Here is a 19,200-nt window from a genome sequence, read left to right as displayed (position 1 = left end):
GTCTCCACCGAGATCTGTCCAAAATGTTCAGTCGTTGCAACATATTCCTTACGGTTTCTTTACATTCCTCAGAATCTTATCACTTTTTTCATATTTGTTATACCCTATCGTAAATCTGTGCTCTGGACTAGGCCTTTCCCTCTTAGATCGCCCTCCCATCATTCGAACGCTCCATTGTTTCTCTCAGATTGCCAATATTGACTATCTCTTCGTATGATGGGGGCTGATTATGAAGATTCATCTGAGCCATCCTGCACGAGACATTGAAATTTCAGGGCCCAAACATGTTCGGGAATTGCTAAAAGAGCTGCAGCTGATCCCCGAAGCCTATCTCGTCATTCGCGGACAAGACCTCGTCACCGAAGATGAACTCCTACTAGACCACGACATCGTCGAAATTCGTCCAGTGATATCCGGAGGGGCGGCAGTTTAGGCATGAAATGCAAAAAATGTCCCGACCAAGCCGCCTTGAAACTACCACGGCATAATACGGCCTTTTGCCGGACACATTTGACGGATTTTGTCCGTCATCAAGTCGCCCGCGCGATTAAAACCCAAGACATGTTCACTCCAGAAAACCGCATCATGGTAGCCGTTTCCGGAGGAAAAGACAGCCTTGTACTCTGGGAGATCCTGTTACAGCTAGGCTATCGGGCTGACGCGCTCTATGTGGACCAAGGGATAGGTGAGTATTCGCAGACATCGCGTCAGAAAGTCGAACGGTTTGCCGAAAAGATTGCCTCACCCCGCGGCGCCAAACTGACCATTCACGATGTAGAAGAGGAGGAAGGGGCAAATATTCCCGACCTTGCCAACATGATTCGCCGGCCCACATGTTCAGCCTGCGGAACCGTCAAGCGATACCAGTTCAATCGTGCAGCTCTTCAAGGTGGCTATGACGTGATGGCCACCGGACATAATCTGGACGACGAGGCGGCAAGGTTATTGGGAAATGTTCTGCATTGGCAAGAAGACTATCTCCAAAAGCAAACCCCGAACCTACCAGCTTCCATGGAAGGATTCGCCAAAAAGGTGAAGCCCCTGTATCGTCTGACTGAACGGGAAATTGCCGCCTATGCCGTGGTGAATGGCATTGACTACATCGTAGAAGAATGCCCAATGTCAAAAGGGGCTAAGATGCTCATCTATAAGGATGTCCTCAATCGACTCGAGATGGAATCACCCGGGACTAAACAGACCTTTTACTGGCAATTTCTACGAAAACAGGCCAAAACCCAAGCCTCGCACGCGTCAATGACCGAAACCGATCAATCCACCCTTCATCCCTGCACGATCTGTGGGCAACCGACCAGCGCGGAAACATGCTCTTACTGCAAGATGATTGCCCGCGCCAGAACATTCGCCCAGCAATCCTGACTCATTTTTCTTTCAAATGCCGGTTTAGATCCTCATTCATTCTGCCGAATCCTAGATAAGAGACTAGCCTCACCTCGTCTCACACTATTATGGCCTTTATTCCTATCGAATCACCCCAAGATCTTCGCTTAGGGCTATACATCAAAATCCAAGGCTCCTGGTTTAGTCATCCCTTTTCTAAAAATGCCTTCAAGATCAAGCTTCAAAAAGATTTGGAAACCTTGCAAGGACTCACGAAAGTACGGCTCCTTTATGACCCTGACCGTTCAGATCCTCAAACAGAACATGAATCAGTGAGTGAGGAAGCTACGCCGTATCCCAGGGTCAATTCGGCATCAGAGGTACGGATATCGAATGACCGCGAAAGCATGGCCTTGGGCCAGCAACCACCTCCGGCACACGTTACCGTCTATGAGACGCCTGAAAGCAGACGAGAGGCATTTCTCGTACGCCGAAAAATTCTCAGGAAAACAGATCAGGCCTACCAAGCCGTTTTACAACAGAGCAAACTCATGTTTCAGGAATTGCGCACTGGACACTCCAAGGCGATCGTAAGAGCCTCTGGCATGATCGAGTCATTGAATAAAATTGTGAGTGATCCGAACAGCTCCATGGCACTCATGAATTTGATGAGTTCACCTGAAGAAGTTGAAGACTTTTTCATGCATTCGTTAAACGTGTGCACACTCTCGATGATGCTCGCGCAATCGTTTACAGATGATGCCGAAGACACACAGACTATCGGAATTGGCGCCCTCTTTCACGACATCGGGTTGCTGGAATATGAACGGAAAACTCGGGATGTGAAATCTTATCGCACGACACTTGACTCAAAAACCCTTAGAGAACATCCAGAAGAAGGAAATACAATAGCTGAAAAATTCTTTGGAACGGCTTCTGGTTGTACTCATATCATAGCTCACCACCATGAACGCCTTGATGGATCGGGATATCCAGCTGGGTTGCGAGGAGAGGATATCGACTTTTTCACCAAAATTGTCATGGTCGTCGATGAATATGATGAACTCTGTAATCATCCAGACATCTGTAAAAGTCTGACTCCGTATGAAGCCCTCTGTTACCTCTATGGTAAACGCAGAGGCCCACTTTGGGACGATGCGGTCGTCGCGCTCGTCCAAATGTTAAGTGTCTATCCTCCAGGGTCATTGGTAGAATTGTCAGATAGCTCATTGGGCGTCGTCAGCAGCATCAACCCACAAACCCGCATGGCCCCTTGGGTCATGCTCTATTCGCAAGACATTCCACGAGAAGAAGCCTGCATCATCGATCTTTCCCAAGAAGAGAATCTGGCCATTGCCAGAAGTCTTCAACCCAAGGATGTCCCTCACAACATACGAGACTATCTCAATCCTCGTCGTATCATCAGCTATTTTCCGTCCCAAGCTGACGAAGGACAAAACACTACCTTGCCAGAACGCCTGTACAGCGCGTATTCAGAGTGAAGAGCAATACCAAAGATACGTTACGATGGATCTTCTTGGGGAGATAAAGTCGGTTTGCGTTTTTCGAAGGCGAAGAGGAGAAACAGCGAGCAGACACCAATACTGATAGCCATATCGGCCACGTTAAAGGCAGGCCAATGGTAACCGTTCACGTAAAAATCAAGGAAATCGATGACTTCGCCGAATTGCAGACGATCGATCAGGTTCCCGATGGCGCCCCCGAAAATGCTCGCAATGGTCAGTTGTCCCCACCAATCGTTCGGTTGCAAGCGGACAAAAATCGTCATGAGGAGCCCCAGGGCAAAGAGCGACGTGATGAGGAAAAAGACCATGCGAAACCCGCTACTACTGGAAGCCAAGATGCCAAAGGCCGCGCCAGGGTTTCGAATGTACGTCAGGCTAAAATATTCTGGGATGACAGGAATGGATTGATGCAGGTACATCTTCGAGGCAATGTACGACTTCGTGACTTGATCAAGCACGATGATCGTCAAACTGACGACAGCCAGAACGAGAAAACGTTTGCTCATGCACAGACCTTAATGGCTTCGAGACAGCGATCACACAGGTTGGGATGTTCCGCATCCGCCCCGACTGCCGATCGATAATTCCAGCACCGTTCACATTTGTTCCCTTGGGCCTTGGTCACATCCACCATGATCTCAAGCTCTCGATCCGACACGAACCCATCGTCGGCGACAAACGCCTGTTCCTGATTCACACGCACATGAGACACGATAAACAGCGCAGGCAGTTCCGATTCGTGCCGTTTTAACAGATCATAATGCTTGGCCGTCGCGCGAATGCTCACCTGAGCCTCTAGTGGCGCACCGATCACCTTCTCGCGCCGTAGTTTCTCCAATGCACCCTGCACAATGGTACGAATGGCCAAAAGAGAATCCCACTCTCGCTCCAGATCAGCATTCATCCAAGACGAATCAGGTTCGGGAAACGAAGAAACATGGACACTGAACGAGTCAACTCCCTGAATGGCATTTTTGGGCAACGCCTGCCAGATTTCTTCAGACGTAAAACTCAGTATCGGGGCCATGCATTTCGATAAGGCAATCACGATCTCCAAGATTACGGTTTGGGCTCCTCTCCGCAAAGTCGAATTCTTGGGAAACGTATAGAGACGATCCTTCAACACATCCAAATATGTGGCGCTCATATCCACCGAACAAAAATAATCCAGCTCGTGAATGGCCTGCCGGAAATCGAAGTCATCATAGGCTTTCTGAATGGCCGCGCTCATCCGTGCCAACCGCAGTAGCGCCCACCGATCGATTCCTGAAAGATCAGAGTACGGAATGCGATGCTGAAGCGGGTCAAAGTCATAGAGATTGCTCAATAAAAATCGCGACGTATTCCGGATTTTCCGGTACGCATCCACCATTTGCCTGAGGATGTCCTGAGAAATGCGTAAGTCCTCTTGATAATCCTGTGACGCCACCCATAACCGTAAAATATCGGCGCCAGACTGGCTAATGACATCTTGGGGAGCCACGACATTTCCGGCAGACTTGGACATTTTCTTCCCGTGACCATCCACGACAAAACCGTGCGTCAGGACAGCCTTGTAAGGCGCGCGTCCATCCGTCGTCACGGAAGCCAACAGCGCGCTGTGAAACCAACCCCGATGTTGATCTGATCCTTCGAGATAGAGGTCGGCGGGCCACCAGTTCGCATCACGAGCTTTCAGGACTGCAGCATGACTCACGCCCGATTCAAACCACACATCTAGAATATCTTGCTCTTTGGTAAATTTCGTCCCTCCGCAAGATGGACATGCAGTGCCATTCGGCAACAACTCATCGACCGGCTTTTCAAACCAGACATCCGCCCCATGTTGACGAACCAGACCGACGATATGCGCGATCACTTCGGTGTCGGCCAACGTCTTACCACAGGCCGTGCAGGTGAACCCTGGGATCGGGGTCCCCCAAATTCGCTGACGCGACAAACACCAATCCGGTCGATTCAAGACCATCCCATAAATGCGGTCCCTTCCCCTCTCCGGGAACCATCGCACATGATCGATTTCTTTCAACGCGCGCGATCGTAATTCACCCTCTTCCATCGACACAAACCATTGCTCTGTCGCGCGAAATATCACCGGATTCTTACAGCGCCAACAATGAGGGTACGAATGCTCGACGGTACCCTGTCCGACAAGTACACCCAATTTTTCCAGCTTGTCCACGATATCCGGATTAGCCTTCAGCACCGGCTGGCCTGAAAAATCTTCAACATCCTGCTTGAAGCGACCGGCATGATCGACTGGAACGAGGATCTGTAACCGTTCATGCAGGACGGAATTATGTGGCGCCTGGTTATACTTGAGGGCCAGAAGGTAGTCTTCCATCCCATGCCCAGGTGCGATATGCACACACCCCGTCCCTTGCTCTAAGGTCACAAAGTCGCCAAGGAGGACAGGAGAAGACCCTGTCGTCAGCGGCCGCGAACACAACAACCCTTCGAATTGCTCGTTCCCCTTTTTGACTCCTAGCACGTGATAGTCTGACCATTGGCAGGTCTTGGCGACCTGTTCGACGAGTTCTTCCGCCACCACCAACACTTCATCACCGACGCGCACAAAGGCATAGGCCAGGTCGGGATGGATCGCGATGGCTTGATTGGCCGGCAGGGTCCAGGGAGTCGTGGTCCAGATTACGATCGAAACCTGTGACGCTTCCGCTAATAGAGGAAGGCCAAATACCGAACCTGAGGCAAGCTCCTTTGGCGATCGCTCAAATGGAAACTTGACAAAAATTGATGGTGATGAATGATCTTCATATTCGACTTCCGCCTCAGCCAAAGCCGTCTGATCGGTGGTACACCATAAAACGGGCTTCAGACCTTTATAGACTCCACCCTTTTCAACGAATTTCCCAAACTCTTGGACAATATCCGCTTCATACGCTTTGTCCATCGTCAGATAGGGACGCTCCCAATCACCGAACACGCCAAGGCGTTCAAACTCTTCCCGTTGAATGCGATAAAACTTCCCGGCATAGTCACGACACATCTGCCTCAACTCTACCGCCGAGAGATGCTTTTTCTTTTCTCCCAACTGTTTAGCGACTTGGTGCTCGATCGGCAACCCGTGACAGTCCCAACCCGGAACATAGGGAACACGATACCCCGCCATGGTTTTGGATTTAATAATGATGTCCTTGAGAATCTTGTTGAGCGCATGGCCAATGTGAATTTTGCCGTTGGCGTACGGAGGACCATCATGCAGAAGATAGAGGGGATGACCAGATCTCGCCTCCTGAATCTTGTGGTACAGCCGCTGTTCTGCCCACCAGGCTAAAAGCCTGGGCTCCCGCTGCGGGAGGTTGGCTTTCATCGGAAAGTCGGTTTGAGGCAAGTTGAGTGTTGACTTGTAATCCATATCCCTCTCAATCAAGGCCAAAAAAAGCTTTTCTGGCATTCTAGCGGTGGGCTGAAAGCCCGTCAAACACCCTGCGAACCGAGGCCGAACGTACGCTCATTCTCTCTCCTGAACAAGGCAAGTTCGACAGTGACAGGGAAATATGAGAAAGCGAGTAGCCGTCTTAGCTCAGGGCCATCATGCGATCCAGGGCGACTTTGGCCAAAACCTTTTCATCCGTGGGTACGGAAATCTGATTCACGACTTGCCCTTGGGCTAAGTTTTCCATCGACCAACAGAGGTGGGCCGCATCAATCCGAAACATCGTGGCGCAACGGCAGACCATCGGGGAAAGGAAAAAAACCTGCTTATCGGTGAGTTCGGCTTTGAGACGATTCACGAGGTTTAACTCCGTACCAACCACCCAAGTCGTTCCGGCAGGAGCTTTCGTTACCGTTTGAATAATGTACTCGGTGGACCCTACAAGGTCCGCTTTATTCACCACGTTTTCATGACATTCAGGGTGCACGATAACCTGGATGCCAGGATATTGCTTGCGAAAATAGTCAACATGTTCCGGCTGAAACATTTGATGGACGCTGCAGTGGCCCTTCCAGAGGATCAACTTGGCCTTGCGAATGGCTTCGGGGCTATTGCCTCCATTGACTTGGAACGGGTCCCAGACAATCATCTCCTCTTTGGGAAAGCCCATCTTGTTGGCGACATTTCGCCCGAGATGTTCATCGGGGAAAAAAAGAATTTTCTCACGTCGCGACCAAGCCCACTCCATGACAGATTTTGCGTTAGAAGACGTACAGGTAATCCCGCCATGTTCCCCGCAGAAGGCCTTTAGGTCAGCCGCCGAATTGACATACACGACCGGGGTCACCACCTCCTCAACTGGCATGAACAGGGAAAGCGCCTCCCAGCATTCATCCACCTGTTCAATCGCCGCCATATCGGCCATCGAACATCCGGCGGCTAAATCCGGCAATATCACGGTCTGGTTGGATCGGCTCAGAATATCCGCCGTTTCCGCCATAAAATGCACGCCACAAAACACCACATTCGGAAACTCGGATCGCTCGGCGGCCAGCTTTGACAGCAACAACGAATCTCCTCGTAAATCGGCATGAACGATGACTTCATCACGTTGGTAGTTATGCCCAAGCACGAGCACTTGACCGCCAAGCGACTTTTTGGCTTCTGTAATACGGGCGTACAATTCCTCGGCTGAACGGTCCTGGTAATCAGTAATGGGTATGCTAGCTTCTTCTATAATTTTCATGGGCAACCTCGTCTATCGCGTACTTCGTGAATGATAAGGAAAAGTTGAAATACAGGAAGTGACTAACGCGAGAAAAACGATTAATGTAGTACTCTAGCAGATGACTCAAACGTTACAAAAGTTCTTTTTTCATTCTCCCAGTACCAAATGACCTATACTGCGAAAGACTTCTCCACTTGAGCGACTCGCCTCCGAAAACGAGAGTCTTGTTGTATTTTGCTCTTCACTTGCGTACAGGCCCAACCCACAACACCATAACTGCTGACACCGAATTCTCTCGCGGTGTCCTGAAGAGTCAAATCACACAATCGCTTCACGAGATACATGGCAGCCTTGCGAGCATCATTGGGTACGCCTCGACGACCATGACACAACACTGAGACCGGCACGCCGAACTCTTTCGCTACAACCTTTTCTACCTGTTTGACTGACGGGCGAGCCAACTTACGTTCATAGCGAGGATGCTCTCGTGAAAAGGCCCGAACATTTTTAACCACTTTTGCCTGGAATCGGTCAGTCCCCAGTATTGGAGATTGACGGCCGGCACCATAGAAGGCTTCAACTTCGCCTTCATTGCCCGATAACACAAATTCATGGAACATATGAGAAGAACCATATTCTTGTATCACTTCATCGACGGCTAACCACGGAAAGGCCGATTGGGGTCTCACATACTGGCCGTGGCTGCTCCACACGTACTGCTCGGGTGCTTTGACCATTTTCGCCTTCACCGGGTTTAAATGGACATAGCGAATCACTGCAGCCAGATAGGTCTCGACATCGATAAGGATGGATTTATACCGACCACGAAATATAGGGCCATCACGCCGATGAGATCGATTAAACCTTTGTGTATACACACTATTGACATGACGCATCACCCGAGACAAATTGCCTTCCGGTGTCCTCAGACACAGATGGTAATGATTGGGCATTAGACAGTAGGCCAGGACTTCCACTCCCCAGAGATCATGCGTTTCGGCGAGTACCGCGAGAAGTGCCCGATAATCGTGAGCATCGCGAAACACCAACTGGCGAGACAGCCCCCGATTCATCACATGATAGACCGCGCCGGGATATTGAATGCGAAGAGGACGAGCCATAGGAGAATAGCATACCACAAGCCCTAAATTTTAACAACAAAAGACTTGACCCCATGAGTTGGTTTCTCTTCGCTCTGCTTGCGGCTTTTTCCGAATCCTTGAAGGATCTTTTTAGTAAAAAAGGATTGGAATCTGTCCAGCCCCACGTCGCCGCATTGGCCGCCAGTGCCTTTTCCTTCCCGATTCTTCTCGGTTTTTTTCTTTTCACGAGTGGAATTCCGCTCATCGGCCCACGATATTGGGAAGCCCTTCTATGGGGAGGAGCCCTAAACGTGCTGGCCTTTGTTCAATTCATGCGGGCACTGAAGGCCTCAGATTTATCGTTCACGATTCCGTTCATAACCTTTACGCCCATCTTTCTGCTTTTCTCTTCACCATGGCTTGTCGGTGAATCTCCCGGGTCGCTAGGACTGCTAGGAATTCTGCTGATAGTCGGAGGTTCGTACATTCTTTCCGTTCAGGGATCAAACGCCAGCTTACTCGCCCCGTTTTTCGCGATAGTGAAAGAGCCAGGGCCTCGAAGAATGCTCTCAGTCGCAGCTATCTATGGTCTTACGTCAAATTTCGACAAGATTGGTGTACTGAACTCATCGCCCCTCTTTTGGAGCCTTTCGATCAATATATTTATGGTGCTGGGCTTGTTTGTCACTCACCTGTTCATTCGTGCACCTCTGGTTAAAAAAGGCCCACATGTTAATTTCCCCCTACTTCTGCTCATTGGATTCTTTAGCGCCACGACGTTGATCGCTCACAACATGGCCTTAAGCACGGCAAGCGTTCCTGCCGTTATCGCCATCAAACGCACAAGCGTTCTGTTTGCAGTTCTTTGGGGCTTTTGGATCTTACGAGAACCCAACATCCGGCAGCGGTTCTTTGGAGCCACGCTGATGGTGATAGGAATTGGACTCGTGGCAATAGCAATAGATGAAGGCGAGTGAGGATGATATGTACGGTGACATGAAAAAGAACTGGTTTCTTTAATATTTGCCCATTACTTATCTCGTGCCTGGCGCTCTTTCTTCATGAAGATGGTAGGTCAATTTTTACCCCAAATGTGTCCGACGACTTTATTATCGACCATTCGCCTCATTGACAAGGGTTTACCCCAGCGTTAGCATTGGGCCTACAAGGCTAGGGGAGCGTTTCGCTGAGATGTCCAACTACGTTGGACGACCCTTATACCTGACCTGGGTAATACCAGCGTAGGGAAGCGGCATAATAAGACAATGCATGTTAGGCCGTTTCCTTTAGAAGGAAGCGGCCTTTTTTACTATTGGCCACAATATCTCGATTACCTTATCACCGTCATCCTGAGAAAGGATCGTCATATGAGCATCCCGCAACGCGATCTGACCAATCCCACGAACGGAGAAGCAAGTCCAGCCGTTGAAGCAAGCACGACCCCGTCTGCGGCATTAACGACGAAACCCTTTCCAGCATCACGAAAAATTTATGTCACTGGATCAGATCCCAGCATTCGCGTCCCGATGCGGGAAATCGCTCTGACGCCGACCAAAGGCCCAAACGGTGCGGAACCATCTCCAAATCCTTCGGTGACCGTGTACGATCCGTCAGGTCCGTACACCGATCCGGATGTTACGATTAATGTTCGCAAAGGACTTGCTCCACTACGGCGTGAATGGGTCCTCGCGAGGAACGACGTCGAAGAATTACCGGAAGTCACCTCCATCTACGGACGTACCCGCTCTCAAGATCCAAGCTTAAATGCGATCCGTTTTGCCTTGAGTCGGAAACCGCTGCGGGCGAAAGCCGGCATGAACGTCACCCAAATGCATTACGCGCGTCAAGGGATCGTGACTCCTGAAATGGAGTTTATCGCGATTCGGGAGAATCAAGCCCGGCAGGAAGAAGAAGAACGTTCCCTCGCCAATGGGCATCAACCTCGAGGGGTCGTTCAACATCCCGGGCAAGCGTGGGGTGCTACGATCCCATCACGAATCACGCCAGAATTCGTCCGAGATGAAGTCGCGCGCGGTCGAGCCATTATCCCTTCCAACATTAATCATCCCGAAGTCGAGCCCATGATCATCGGCCGAAATTTTCTCGTCAAAATTAACGCGAATATCGGCAACTCATCGGTCTCCTCTTCTATAGAAGAAGAAGTGGAAAAGCTCATCTGGTCGATCCGATGGGGATCCGACACAGTAATGGATCTTTCAACCGGCAAGAATATCCATGAGACACGGGAATGGATCATTCGGAACTCTCCTGTCCCTATCGGAACGGTCCCGATCTACCAAGCATTAGAAAAAGTAGGCGGCAAGCCGGAAGAATTGACGTGGGACATCTATCGAGACACATTAATCGAACAGGCAGAGCAAGGGGTTGACTACTTCACGATTCATGCAGGCGTTCGTCTGGCCTATGTCCCTCTGACTGCCTCTCGGATGACCGGGATCGTATCAAGGGGTGGTTCCATTCACGCGAAGTGGTGCCTCGCCCATCACCAGGAAAATTTCGCATACACGCACTTCGAAGAAATCTGTGAAATCATGAAAGCCTACGATGTCTCGTTCAGCCTCGGCGACGGTCTGCGGCCCGGCTCCATCGCCGACGCCAATGACGCCGCGCAATTCCGAGAGCTCGAGACCCTCGGCGAGTTAACTGACATCGCCTGGCAGCACGAAGTCCAAGTGATGATCGAAGGCCCTGGACACGTCCCCATGCACATGATCAAAGAAAACATGGACAAGCAACTCGAAACATGTAAAGAAGCGCCATTTTATACATTAGGACCGCTCACCACGGATATCGCTCCGGGGTATGATCACATCACCTCTGGAATCGGCGCGGCCATGATTGGATGGTATGGCTGCGCGATGCTGTGCTACGTCACGCCCAAAGAGCACCTCGGCCTGCCAAATAAAGAAGATGTCAAAGATGGCGTGATTGCGTATAAGATTTCGGCCCATGCGGCGGATCTCGCCAAAGGACACCCGGGCGCACAGGCCCGTGACAATGCCCTCTCCAAAGCGCGGTTTGAATTTCGTTGGGAAGACCAATTTAATCTATCACTCGACCCGGAAACCGCTCGGCAATACCACGATGCCACCCTACCGGATCAGGCGGCCAAAGGCGCGCATTTCTGTTCAATGTGCGGTCCGAATTTCTGCTCGATGAAGATAACGCAAGACGTTCGTGAATATGCAGGACAATTGCAAGTTGACGAAGAGGAGGCCATTCAGATCGGTCTTCGGGAAAAGTCAAAGGAATTCCGCAAGTCGGGAGGCGAGCTGTATCTGTAATGCACCTCCCTTTAAGGGGTCTCTTCAAAAAAGAAACGATGTTTGAAATAAGCCAACATGGAGCAGACGATGAGCAGACAACAGATAGCTCCCTTACGTGAACGAGACGTCACTCGTCACATCGCACGGGAGTTTTATAGAGAGTTTGATCAACTAATCGAGAGTGACGTGATTATCGTGGGCGCCGGCCCCTCCGGCCTCTTATGCGCAAGAGACCTCGCATCACATGGCATCCGGACCTTGCTTCTCGAGCAAAGCCTGGCGTTGGGTGGAGGATTTTGGTCCGGTGGCTATCTGATGAATAAAGCCACGATTTGTCGCCCGGCGGACGCGATCCTGGAGGAACTCGGCATCCCGTGCAAACCCGTTCAGGAATGCGATGGAATGACGATCGTCGATCCGCCACATGCCACCGCTCGCTTGATTGCGGCAGCCTATGAAGCCGGCGCGAAAATCATGAACTTAACCCGCGTGCTCGACTTGATCGTCCGCGAAGAAGGCCAACTTGGTGGGGTCGTCGTCAATAATACCACTGCTGAAATGGCTGGCCATGACATTATCCACGTAGACCCGATTGCCTTGGAAAGCCAAATCGTCATCGACGCCACAGGGCATGACGCGGTCGTGGTCGATCTGCTTCATCGTCGTAATCTCTACAAAAACGTCCCGGGCAATGGCGCCATGTGGATCGCCAAATCCGAAGTCCTCGTCGTGGAAAACACTCGAGAAGTCTACCCGAACTGTTTCGTCACCGGATTGGCGGTCGCGGCGGTGGACGGCACGCCACGGATGGGGCCGGCCTTCGGCTCGATGATTTTATCAGGAAGGAAGGCCGCAGAACTTGTTCGAAAAAAACTGAAAGGTGAATAAGGATTCCGCTCAACTTGGATGGACCGCCCAGTTCAAAATTTTAATGGTTGAAAATGTTGAATAATGAAGGTAGCAAAGGCAATATATCGCCAGAAAGACGTTGCAACCCAGAAGCTTCGGGGCGGTTCAAAAAAGTCTGGTCAGCAAGACCACAGGCATTTTGACGCGCGGAACGTACTGGCATTACGTGAGCACGGCAAAATACCGAGAACACCGCTGACAGCTTTTTTCAACAGACCCGTTGAAAAGCTCCGAATGGCACCTTAGACTGTAAGGACCGATCTTCGATAGCATTCAAGAATTTACGAATCCCTCACAACAGGAGACCAGGGATGGACTTGCAGGACTTCCTGCAACAGGGCAGCGGTACGGAAGAGGAGAAGATTTTAGCGTGGAATCTTTTTCAGCAAGCCTATGAACTGCAGCGTAAGGGGCAACTCGACGAAGCAGTAAAACTCTACAAACAATCCATCGACGCCTCTCCGACAGCCGAAGCCTACACGTTCCTCGGTTGGACGTACAGTTTTATGGGACAATTAAATGAAGCGATAGAGGAATGTCACCGGGCGATTAATTGCGATCCTGACTTTGGCAACCCATACAATGATATCGGGGCGTATTTGATCGAACTCAATCAATTAGACGAAGCCATTCCCTGGTTTGAAAAAGCCATGAATGCGAAACGCTATGAGAACCCCGCTTTTCCTCATATGAACATCGGCCGCGTGTATGAGAAAAAAGGTGACTGGGACAAAGCGATCGAGGCGTACAAACAAGCCACGACGCTGGACCCCGAATATACCGCAGCCAAACGGGCCATGATGCGATTGATCACGCTAATGAACTAGAGAAAGATTCACACGATGAGCGATGCAAAAACCCTTCTGGTCGGAGTCAGTGATATTTTCTTCTACACCAAAATCCGTGATGCCTTTTTACCGCAGGGATACGCCCTTCAACGGGTGAAAAACCAGGATGACTGGTCAACCAAGCTTCAGTCCCTACAACCCCATGCCGTCATCCTCAACATGAACGATGAACGGCTGGACGCTCCCTCTGCTCTCCGCCTGCTCAAAGAAACGGAGGCTTACAGCCATATTCCTGTCCTGGCGTTCGCCAATCATGAGGAAGTGGAAACATGGAAGCGCGCCAAAGAAATGGGCATTAACAAAATCGTTTCACGAAACGAGTTTTCCGCCAGAACTCTGGCCCTGCTCGAAGAGCTAACCGTCAACTCGACATCATCCTGATGAAGCAATCTCCCCTCCATTCTCGACATCAAGCCCAAGGGGCACACTTCCAATCATTGGGAGATTGGGAGATGCCTGAATATTACGGACAGGCCATTGAGGAACACATGGCCGTTCGACAAGGCGTCGGCGTGGCTGACCTCTCTGACCGGGGACTCAACCGTATCACGGGCGAGGACCGCGTCTCCTGGCTTCAGAATCTCATCAGTAACGATATTCGCCCGTTGAATGCCGGCCAGGGGCTCCCTTCCGCATTCATGGATCACAAAGGGAAAATGTTGGCCTATTTTCGCGTTCTGTTCCTAGAAGATTCGATTCTGCTCGAAGATCTCGGCGAAGTGGGTGAGACCACGTATCAACACCTGAAAAAATTTCTGTTGTTTGGAACGAAAGCGAAGATGGAAAACTGCCTCGAATCATGGGGGATTCTTCTGGTATCCGGACCATCAGCCCCTGCCCTGATCAGGGAAGCGTTTTCCGTCGATATGGCTGACGCCAAGCCATTCACGATTCATACCGGCAATATGGATGGAACACCGGTCCTGCTGCTCAAGGCGGAGGAGACTGGAGAGCAAGACATTGAAATCCTTGTGCCTCATTCTGAACTGCTTAACGTCTGGGATCGAATCTGGTCGGTAGGCCAACGATTTTCCTTGCGGGCAGTAGGCCGCAAGGCATTAGAATCATTACGCCTCGAGGCTGGCCTCCCCAAAGTCGGACCCGATATCAACGACCGTATCGTTCCTCCGGAAGCTAACCTGGAAGGAAAAGCCTTTAGCCTGACCAAGGGGTGCTACCCAGGCCAGGAAGTAGTGGCACGTATGGATACCTATGGGTCGGTCAAACGTCGGCTGGTTGGCCTTACGCTCGACCTTCCAGACAATCAGCTCCCAGAACCAGGAGCCAAACTCTTTAGTGGCGATCGGGCAGTTGGATGGCTTTCGAGCGTCGCCTACTCCCCTGTGTTGAAGAAACCACTAGCCTTCGGCTTTCCCTTACGAGACTTCATGAAACCCGGCACTGCTCTCACAGTGGAAGTTGGAGACCATCGATTTCCGGCAACCGTTCACTCGCTCCCATTCCCCTACAAGTAAGTCCGTTCACGTTTTCTGGAAAACATTTATTTTTCCGGATGCCGTTCCTTGGACACCGCCGCCGCCATCGCGAACACACCTGGTCGTTGCTCATCGCTCAGAGCAAGTAGAATGTGGGCCTCATCGCCGTGCATCAACCGTAAGCTCAAGAATGCATCCTGAGTTTTGTTTTCCGTATTATCCCATGTTCCGTCGATAAGCTGAATTTTGTCTAGATCACCACAGGAAAAGACATCATAACGAAAGTAGGAGTCGCCAATGACGATATCGAATAAGACTTTACCCGAACTCATGACCAAGACATTAAATCGCCCCTGATCTTCATACCCTTCCGGCAAAAACTGATTGATATGAAGCAATTCGATTTTGCGCCCCCCTAAGGCATCCTGGATTTTCGTCTCCAGCGCAGGATAATCAATCTGTAAAGGCCGTTCGTCTTGATCCGTCGTACCCAGCGCAGCTTCTTTCGTCTTCTCAAAAACTTCTTTAGCGGTCAACACAAGGCACTCTCCTTTCACGTAATAGCACAGCTAAACAGATGGTTGTTTCAGGGCCTTACGATACCTATGGGTCTGTGAGGAATGCAAGGGAACCATCAAGATCGTCCGCCGCCTGAAAAATGCACCGTCATGTCGTTGAACGCTGGATTGACACCACCCATTGCATTCCATCGTAAGAGTTCGGCATACTCGCCCTATTCTTATATCTGCAATCTTGGATGGAGTCTTCACATGAGTACAGAACCATGTTTGATTCAAGGATGTACCCAACCCTATTACGCCCCTGCGGGAACACGCTCACTCTGTAAGGAGCATTTCCTGGATTTCCTGAACTGGCGACGGAAAAAAGGCGGGCTGGGCATGTTTAAAAAATACGGGGCCATGACCATGGATGAACGAGACCCCACCGTTGATGAATGGTCCAAGACGGTTACCGTTCAAGTGTAAGCCATCATACCGTATTTTCCCCTGAAAATGATTGAGAGGGGATATTTGATAGAAAGGAGTTATACTCATGAAAATTATTTCTTCATTGACTGTCCAATCTCGACAAGCAAGAACCGTATTCCAAAGACTCCTTTATTGGACAGTCATGTCCATGCTGATGTTAGGTCTCAGCGCTCAACCAGTTTTTGCAGAAGAAGAAAAATCCGACAAAGCAGCCGACATTGGACTAGGAATCGCGAGCTTCTTGAGTACCCTCCCTTACGGTGCCGTAAAAATCGCGTACGCTGGCCTCGGCGCAATAGTAGGTGGATTTACATACCTCTTAACGGCGGGAGATCTGGATTCAGCCAATATCGTATGGGAAAAATCGCTGCTCGGAACGTATGTGATTACGCCTGAACACCTGACCGGCGATAAACCGGTTCGATTTCTCGGTCCTTAAATCCTGGCATTTGCTGTCGCTGGCAATGACTTCCGTGAAGAACATCATTGCCAACAGGGTTCCGTCAACATAAATATGTTGGACGAGAGTGACCAGGCGCATGATCATTCCATCAACGGCGACCCATGATGATGAATGATCTTCCACTCTTCGTCGATCCGCTCATAGAGATTCGTAGCCACCACGACGCTATTCTGATCAGACTCCCCTACACGGCTGGTGATATTTTCCGTGCAGATCACCCAAGCCACATCCGCAGCAACCTGTACCTGTAACTCTGTTAAATCAAACTTCATCGAGAAGGTATTATTAAAAATGACGACCCATGAATCCCGAACTGCTGGCCATCCAACTCGAATGCTCCACCCAGGATGAATGCAGGTCACGTATTCTTGATGTGCCCAAATTCCATCCATGGCAGAAATATCCAGATTCTCAAAAGACCGATAAAACACATCATTGGCATGGGTCACTTCTTCTATACGTTGCTCGAGCATGAAACAACTCCTTCTAAACGATGATTCTCCACGCGATCGGCACAGCTTACACGGCTGACTGTCGATTGACCAGCCATACTCCCGTCAGGATAAAACTGATACCGAGCACATCAATCCAACCTATGGACTCATTCAGAATGAAAAATGACAAGATCAGGGCAGAAACCGGGATCACATTCACGAATATACCGGCCCGTGCGGGGCCGACGCCTTCCACCCCGTATAACCAAGCTTGTTGGCCAAGAGCCGTCGCGAACACGATCACGTAGAAAAGCGCCAGCCACCCTGAAAGCGGCACAACCTCCACACCACTCGAAAACACTTTTTGGTTGATGGTCAAGAGAGGAATCTGGAGAAGAAGGGAAATCAACAGCGTCGTCCAGTTGACAGTTAACGATGAAAACCGTTCCATGACTCGCCGGCTACCGATGGTATAGAGCGCCCAACTGACGAGCGAGAGGAGAATCAAGCTCCCGCCCAATAAAGGACTTCCTCCCCACTCTGCCGAACCATTCGTCCCCGATACAAGCAAGACTCCCACAAAAGACACCGTACAGCCAACCCAAACTTGCCGGAAGGGAAGGTCACGGAGAATGACCGATGACAAAAACGCCGTTATGGCCGGACCGGCGCCGATAATGATGCCGGCCGCTCCTGCTCCTATAAAATTTAACCCAAACAGGACCAGAAGATGATTGGCTAAGACCGTGAGGCCGAGGATAGCAAACACGCCAATATCCCGGCCAGTAAACGTGATACAACGCTCACGCCATAACCAGAGTGGAAATAAGATGAGCAACGCCCCGAACCCTCGTAGCACCGAAACCTCGACAGGAGAAAATGGTCCGAGCGCCACTTTTTGCGCCACGACAGATCCACCCCAGACGACTGCGGCCGTCGTGAGAGACGCATACGCGACTGCGGGTGTTTTAACTGACATGCTTAAAATCCTAAGAAGAAAAACAAGAGGCTAGCATGACCGTCAATGTTGATTGAGCCTCTGACTGATTGATTACAAGCTACAATCTCGACATCGCTGTTTAGGAAACATTTAATAAGCGCACCCGATACTTCCCTATCGATTGATTCTAACTTTCCCCCATCAGTACAATAACCTAAACCTTTTCACCTTTGTTCTTTTCATTCCTATTGGACTACTAGCCCACTGGCCTGTTGGCTGCGAGAACGACAATCTTCTCACACACATCCACTCATTCCGACATAATGGCCGTTCTATGGCAAAGAATAGAGACCGTACAGAAGCACCCATAACGTTGCTTGCCAATCAGGTTCATGTATGGCACGCACATTTATATCCATCAGACTCTCAACTCACGCACTTCCAAACGTTACTCTCCCCTGACGAAATCAAGAGAGGCAGACGTTTTAAATCAACGCAACATCAACAGGATTTTATATCCGCGAGAGGCGTCCTTCGCCTCATCTTAAGCCGATACGTGAGTGCCCTTCCGGAAACCCTGAAGTTTGCACAGGGGCCCCATGGTAAACCTTTTCTCACCAATCCTACCACTCCCTGTTATCAGTTCAATGTCAGCCATTCACACCATCATGCACTGTACGCTGTCGCAGTAGAGAGAGAAGTCGGCATTGACATTGAGTACCATCGTCGCCCTCTTGAACTGCATGCGCTGATCCGACGCATTTGCTCTCCAGCCGAACAGATGGTGTTTTCAACGCTCTCGCCCCCTGAATTCGAGCGGTGCTTTTTTGCATGTTGGACGAGAAAAGAAGCCTACCTCAAAGCCACAGGTAAGGGAATGAGCATTCCTTTGTCATCGATTACCGTTTCCTTACCGCCCTCGGAATGCACCACACTCATTCATGTACAAGGAGCCGACCAGGAAAGCCTCTACTGGTCAATGGATAACCTCTTCATCGAACCGGATTATTCCGCCTCGCTGGTCGTGTATGGCTCACAGGACTATTCTATTTCACGTTTCGAGTGGTCCTGGGACGCTCTGAACCCCTAACCTCCGACAGTTAGACAGACCCTTCATATTTGCTTGCCCCTCTCATTCATCTGAGACCATTTTACGGACCAAAGGGCTTAGCAAGTTAGGTCTTCTGTGCCGTTGACGAGTGTAAAATCACAGGGTTAGAATAAACTCCACTTGTACGTAACATGTGGTATTTTCTTAGGTTCGATTGATCCAAGAGAAGAACCCTAAATTTCCTATTGAGGGTTGTAGCCCTTTTATTCGGTTTC

General features: G+C 50.3%; 19 protein-coding genes and 1 riboswitch. Of the genes, 12 read left to right on the top strand and 7 right to left on the bottom strand.

Features of this window, described 5'->3' with window-relative positions:
- Window positions 1–229 precede the first annotated feature (229 nt).
- From MRJ96_09870 to MRJ96_09860, 3 genes are all read left to right on the top strand, one after another.
- On the top strand, window positions 230–433 hold the full coding sequence (locus MRJ96_09870) for a thiamine biosynthesis protein ThiS (GenBank protein ID MDR4501743.1): 204 nt from the start codon (window positions 230–232) through the stop codon (window positions 431–433).
- 2 nt (window positions 434–435) lie between these two features.
- The gene (locus MRJ96_09865; protein ID MDR4501742.1) at window positions 436–1,377 is read left to right on the top strand and encodes an adenine nucleotide alpha hydrolase family protein; all 942 of its coding nucleotides are present in this window, start codon (window positions 436–438) and stop codon (window positions 1,375–1,377) included.
- 89 nt (window positions 1,378–1,466) lie between these two features.
- Window positions 1,467–2,840, top strand: a complete 1,374-nt coding sequence (locus MRJ96_09860) for a DUF3391 domain-containing protein (protein ID MDR4501741.1) — start codon at window positions 1,467–1,469, stop codon at window positions 2,838–2,840.
- 20 nt (window positions 2,841–2,860) lie between these two features.
- Here the strand turns inward: MRJ96_09860 and lspA are convergent, their stop codons facing one another.
- The 4 genes from lspA to MRJ96_09840 form a co-directional block, all read right to left on the bottom strand.
- Window positions 2,861–3,370 carry a signal peptidase II gene (gene lspA, locus MRJ96_09855; GenBank protein MDR4501740.1) on the bottom strand — a complete coding sequence of 170 codons (510 nt, stop codon included), beginning with the start codon at window positions 3,368–3,370 and terminating at the stop codon, window positions 2,861–2,863.
- Window positions 3,367–6,237 (bottom strand): isoleucine--tRNA ligase, encoded by a 2,871-nt coding sequence (gene ileS, locus MRJ96_09850; protein ID MDR4501739.1) that lies wholly within the window; start codon window positions 6,235–6,237, stop codon window positions 3,367–3,369. The genes lspA and ileS overlap by 4 nt, the downstream gene beginning before the upstream one ends.
- 163 nt (window positions 6,238–6,400) lie before the next feature.
- Window positions 6,401–7,504 (bottom strand): quinolinate synthase NadA, encoded by a 1,104-nt coding sequence (gene nadA, locus MRJ96_09845; protein ID MDR4501738.1) that lies wholly within the window; start codon window positions 7,502–7,504, stop codon window positions 6,401–6,403.
- A 152-nt stretch (window positions 7,505–7,656) separates the two neighbouring features.
- Window positions 7,657–8,607, bottom strand: coding sequence for a transposase (locus tag MRJ96_09840; protein MDR4501737.1), 951 nt, complete (start codon window positions 8,605–8,607; stop codon window positions 7,657–7,659).
- A 53-nt stretch (window positions 8,608–8,660) separates the two neighbouring features.
- Here MRJ96_09840 and MRJ96_09835 point away from each other — a divergent pair, with 53 nt between their 5' ends.
- From MRJ96_09835 to MRJ96_09810, 6 genes are all read left to right on the top strand, one after another.
- Window positions 8,661–9,545 carry an EamA family transporter gene (locus MRJ96_09835; protein MDR4501736.1) on the top strand — a complete coding sequence of 295 codons (885 nt, stop codon included), beginning with the start codon at window positions 8,661–8,663 and terminating at the stop codon, window positions 9,543–9,545.
- A gap of 185 nt (window positions 9,546–9,730) precedes the next feature.
- A riboswitch (TPP riboswitch) is annotated at window positions 9,731–9,833 on the top strand.
- Between the two features lie 102 nt (window positions 9,834–9,935).
- A complete protein-coding gene (gene thiC, locus MRJ96_09830; protein MDR4501735.1) occupies window positions 9,936–11,873 on the top strand; it encodes a phosphomethylpyrimidine synthase ThiC in 1,938 nt (645 codons plus the stop codon).
- A 69-nt stretch (window positions 11,874–11,942) separates the two neighbouring features.
- A complete protein-coding gene (locus tag MRJ96_09825; GenBank protein MDR4501734.1) occupies window positions 11,943–12,743 on the top strand; it encodes a sulfide-dependent adenosine diphosphate thiazole synthase in 801 nt (266 codons plus the stop codon).
- 332 nt (window positions 12,744–13,075) lie between these two features.
- On the top strand, window positions 13,076–13,591 hold the full coding sequence (locus MRJ96_09820) for a tetratricopeptide repeat protein (GenBank protein MDR4501733.1): 516 nt from the start codon (window positions 13,076–13,078) through the stop codon (window positions 13,589–13,591).
- A gap of 15 nt (window positions 13,592–13,606) precedes the next feature.
- On the top strand, window positions 13,607–13,993 hold the full coding sequence (locus MRJ96_09815) for a histidine kinase (GenBank protein ID MDR4501732.1): 387 nt from the start codon (window positions 13,607–13,609) through the stop codon (window positions 13,991–13,993).
- Window positions 13,993–15,087 (top strand): aminomethyltransferase family protein, encoded by a 1,095-nt coding sequence (locus MRJ96_09810; protein MDR4501731.1) that lies wholly within the window; start codon window positions 13,993–13,995, stop codon window positions 15,085–15,087. Before MRJ96_09815 ends, MRJ96_09810 begins: the two co-directional genes overlap by 1 nt.
- A gap of 26 nt (window positions 15,088–15,113) precedes the next feature.
- Here the strand turns inward: MRJ96_09810 and MRJ96_09805 are convergent, their stop codons facing one another.
- Complete coding sequence (locus MRJ96_09805) at window positions 15,114–15,587, bottom strand: hypothetical protein (GenBank protein ID MDR4501730.1); 474 nt, start codon at window positions 15,585–15,587, stop codon at window positions 15,114–15,116.
- 231 nt (window positions 15,588–15,818) lie between these two features.
- Between MRJ96_09805 and MRJ96_09800 the strand changes: the two genes are divergently transcribed.
- Both MRJ96_09800 and MRJ96_09795 read left to right on the top strand, forming a co-directional pair.
- Complete coding sequence (locus tag MRJ96_09800) at window positions 15,819–16,034, top strand: hypothetical protein (protein ID MDR4501729.1); 216 nt, start codon at window positions 15,819–15,821, stop codon at window positions 16,032–16,034.
- A gap of 67 nt (window positions 16,035–16,101) precedes the next feature.
- Window positions 16,102–16,476: a hypothetical protein gene (locus MRJ96_09795; protein MDR4501728.1), complete on the top strand. Its 375-nt coding sequence runs from the start codon at window positions 16,102–16,104 to the stop codon at window positions 16,474–16,476.
- Between the two features lie 104 nt (window positions 16,477–16,580).
- On the opposite strand, the gene MRJ96_09790 is transcribed toward MRJ96_09795, so the two are convergent.
- Window positions 16,581–16,973, bottom strand: coding sequence for a nuclear transport factor 2 family protein (locus MRJ96_09790; GenBank protein MDR4501727.1), 393 nt, complete (start codon window positions 16,971–16,973; stop codon window positions 16,581–16,583).
- Window positions 16,974–17,019: 46 nt separating this feature from the next.
- Window positions 17,020–17,913 (bottom strand): DMT family transporter, encoded by an 894-nt coding sequence (locus MRJ96_09785; GenBank protein MDR4501726.1) that lies wholly within the window; start codon window positions 17,911–17,913, stop codon window positions 17,020–17,022.
- Window positions 17,914–18,430: 517 nt separating this feature from the next.
- On the opposite strand from MRJ96_09785, the gene MRJ96_09780 reads away from it, so the two are divergent.
- The gene (locus MRJ96_09780) at window positions 18,431–18,964 is read left to right on the top strand and encodes a 4'-phosphopantetheinyl transferase superfamily protein (GenBank protein MDR4501725.1); all 534 of its coding nucleotides are present in this window, start codon (window positions 18,431–18,433) and stop codon (window positions 18,962–18,964) included.
- Window positions 18,965–19,200: the final 236 nt, after the last annotated feature.

This window comes from Nitrospirales bacterium, from assembly GCA_031315865.1.
GTDB lineage: Bacteria > Nitrospirota > Nitrospiria > Nitrospirales > UBA8639 > JAGQKC01.
This window is presented reverse-complemented; position numbering and strand designations above follow the sequence as displayed.

What these genes read in the sequence shown, in the direction of transcription:
- MRJ96_09870 (MDR4501743.1), top strand. Translation starts at nt 230, where the DNA reads ATGAAGATTCATCTGAGCCATCCTGCACGAGACATTGAAATTTCAGGG.
- MRJ96_09865 (MDR4501742.1), top strand. Translation starts at nt 436, where the DNA reads ATGAAATGCAAAAAATGTCCCGACCAAGCCGCCTTGAAACTACCACGG.
- MRJ96_09860 (MDR4501741.1), top strand. Translation starts at nt 1,467, where the DNA reads ATGGCCTTTATTCCTATCGAATCACCCCAAGATCTTCGCTTAGGGCTA.
- lspA (MDR4501740.1), bottom strand. Translation starts at nt 3,370, where the DNA reads ATGAGCAAACGTTTTCTCGTTCTGGCTGTCGTCAGTTTGACGATCATC.
- ileS (MDR4501739.1), bottom strand. Translation starts at nt 6,237, where the DNA reads ATGGATTACAAGTCAACACTCAACTTGCCTCAAACCGACTTTCCGATG.
- nadA (MDR4501738.1), bottom strand. Translation starts at nt 7,504, where the DNA reads ATGAAAATTATAGAAGAAGCTAGCATACCCATTACTGATTACCAGGAC.
- MRJ96_09840 (MDR4501737.1), bottom strand. Translation starts at nt 8,607, where the DNA reads ATGGCTCGTCCTCTTCGCATTCAATATCCCGGCGCGGTCTATCATGTG.
- MRJ96_09835 (MDR4501736.1), top strand. Translation starts at nt 8,661, where the DNA reads ATGAGTTGGTTTCTCTTCGCTCTGCTTGCGGCTTTTTCCGAATCCTTG.
- thiC (MDR4501735.1), top strand. Translation starts at nt 9,936, where the DNA reads ATGAGCATCCCGCAACGCGATCTGACCAATCCCACGAACGGAGAAGCA.
- MRJ96_09825 (MDR4501734.1), top strand. Translation starts at nt 11,943, where the DNA reads ATGAGCAGACAACAGATAGCTCCCTTACGTGAACGAGACGTCACTCGT.
- MRJ96_09820 (MDR4501733.1), top strand. Translation starts at nt 13,076, where the DNA reads ATGGACTTGCAGGACTTCCTGCAACAGGGCAGCGGTACGGAAGAGGAG.
- MRJ96_09815 (MDR4501732.1), top strand. Translation starts at nt 13,607, where the DNA reads ATGAGCGATGCAAAAACCCTTCTGGTCGGAGTCAGTGATATTTTCTTC.
- MRJ96_09810 (MDR4501731.1), top strand. Translation starts at nt 13,993, where the DNA reads ATGAAGCAATCTCCCCTCCATTCTCGACATCAAGCCCAAGGGGCACAC.
- MRJ96_09800 (MDR4501729.1), top strand. Translation starts at nt 15,819, where the DNA reads ATGAGTACAGAACCATGTTTGATTCAAGGATGTACCCAACCCTATTAC.
- MRJ96_09795 (MDR4501728.1), top strand. Translation starts at nt 16,102, where the DNA reads ATGAAAATTATTTCTTCATTGACTGTCCAATCTCGACAAGCAAGAACC.
- MRJ96_09790 (MDR4501727.1), bottom strand. Translation starts at nt 16,973, where the DNA reads ATGCTCGAGCAACGTATAGAAGAAGTGACCCATGCCAATGATGTGTTT.
- MRJ96_09785 (MDR4501726.1), bottom strand. Translation starts at nt 17,913, where the DNA reads ATGTCAGTTAAAACACCCGCAGTCGCGTATGCGTCTCTCACGACGGCC.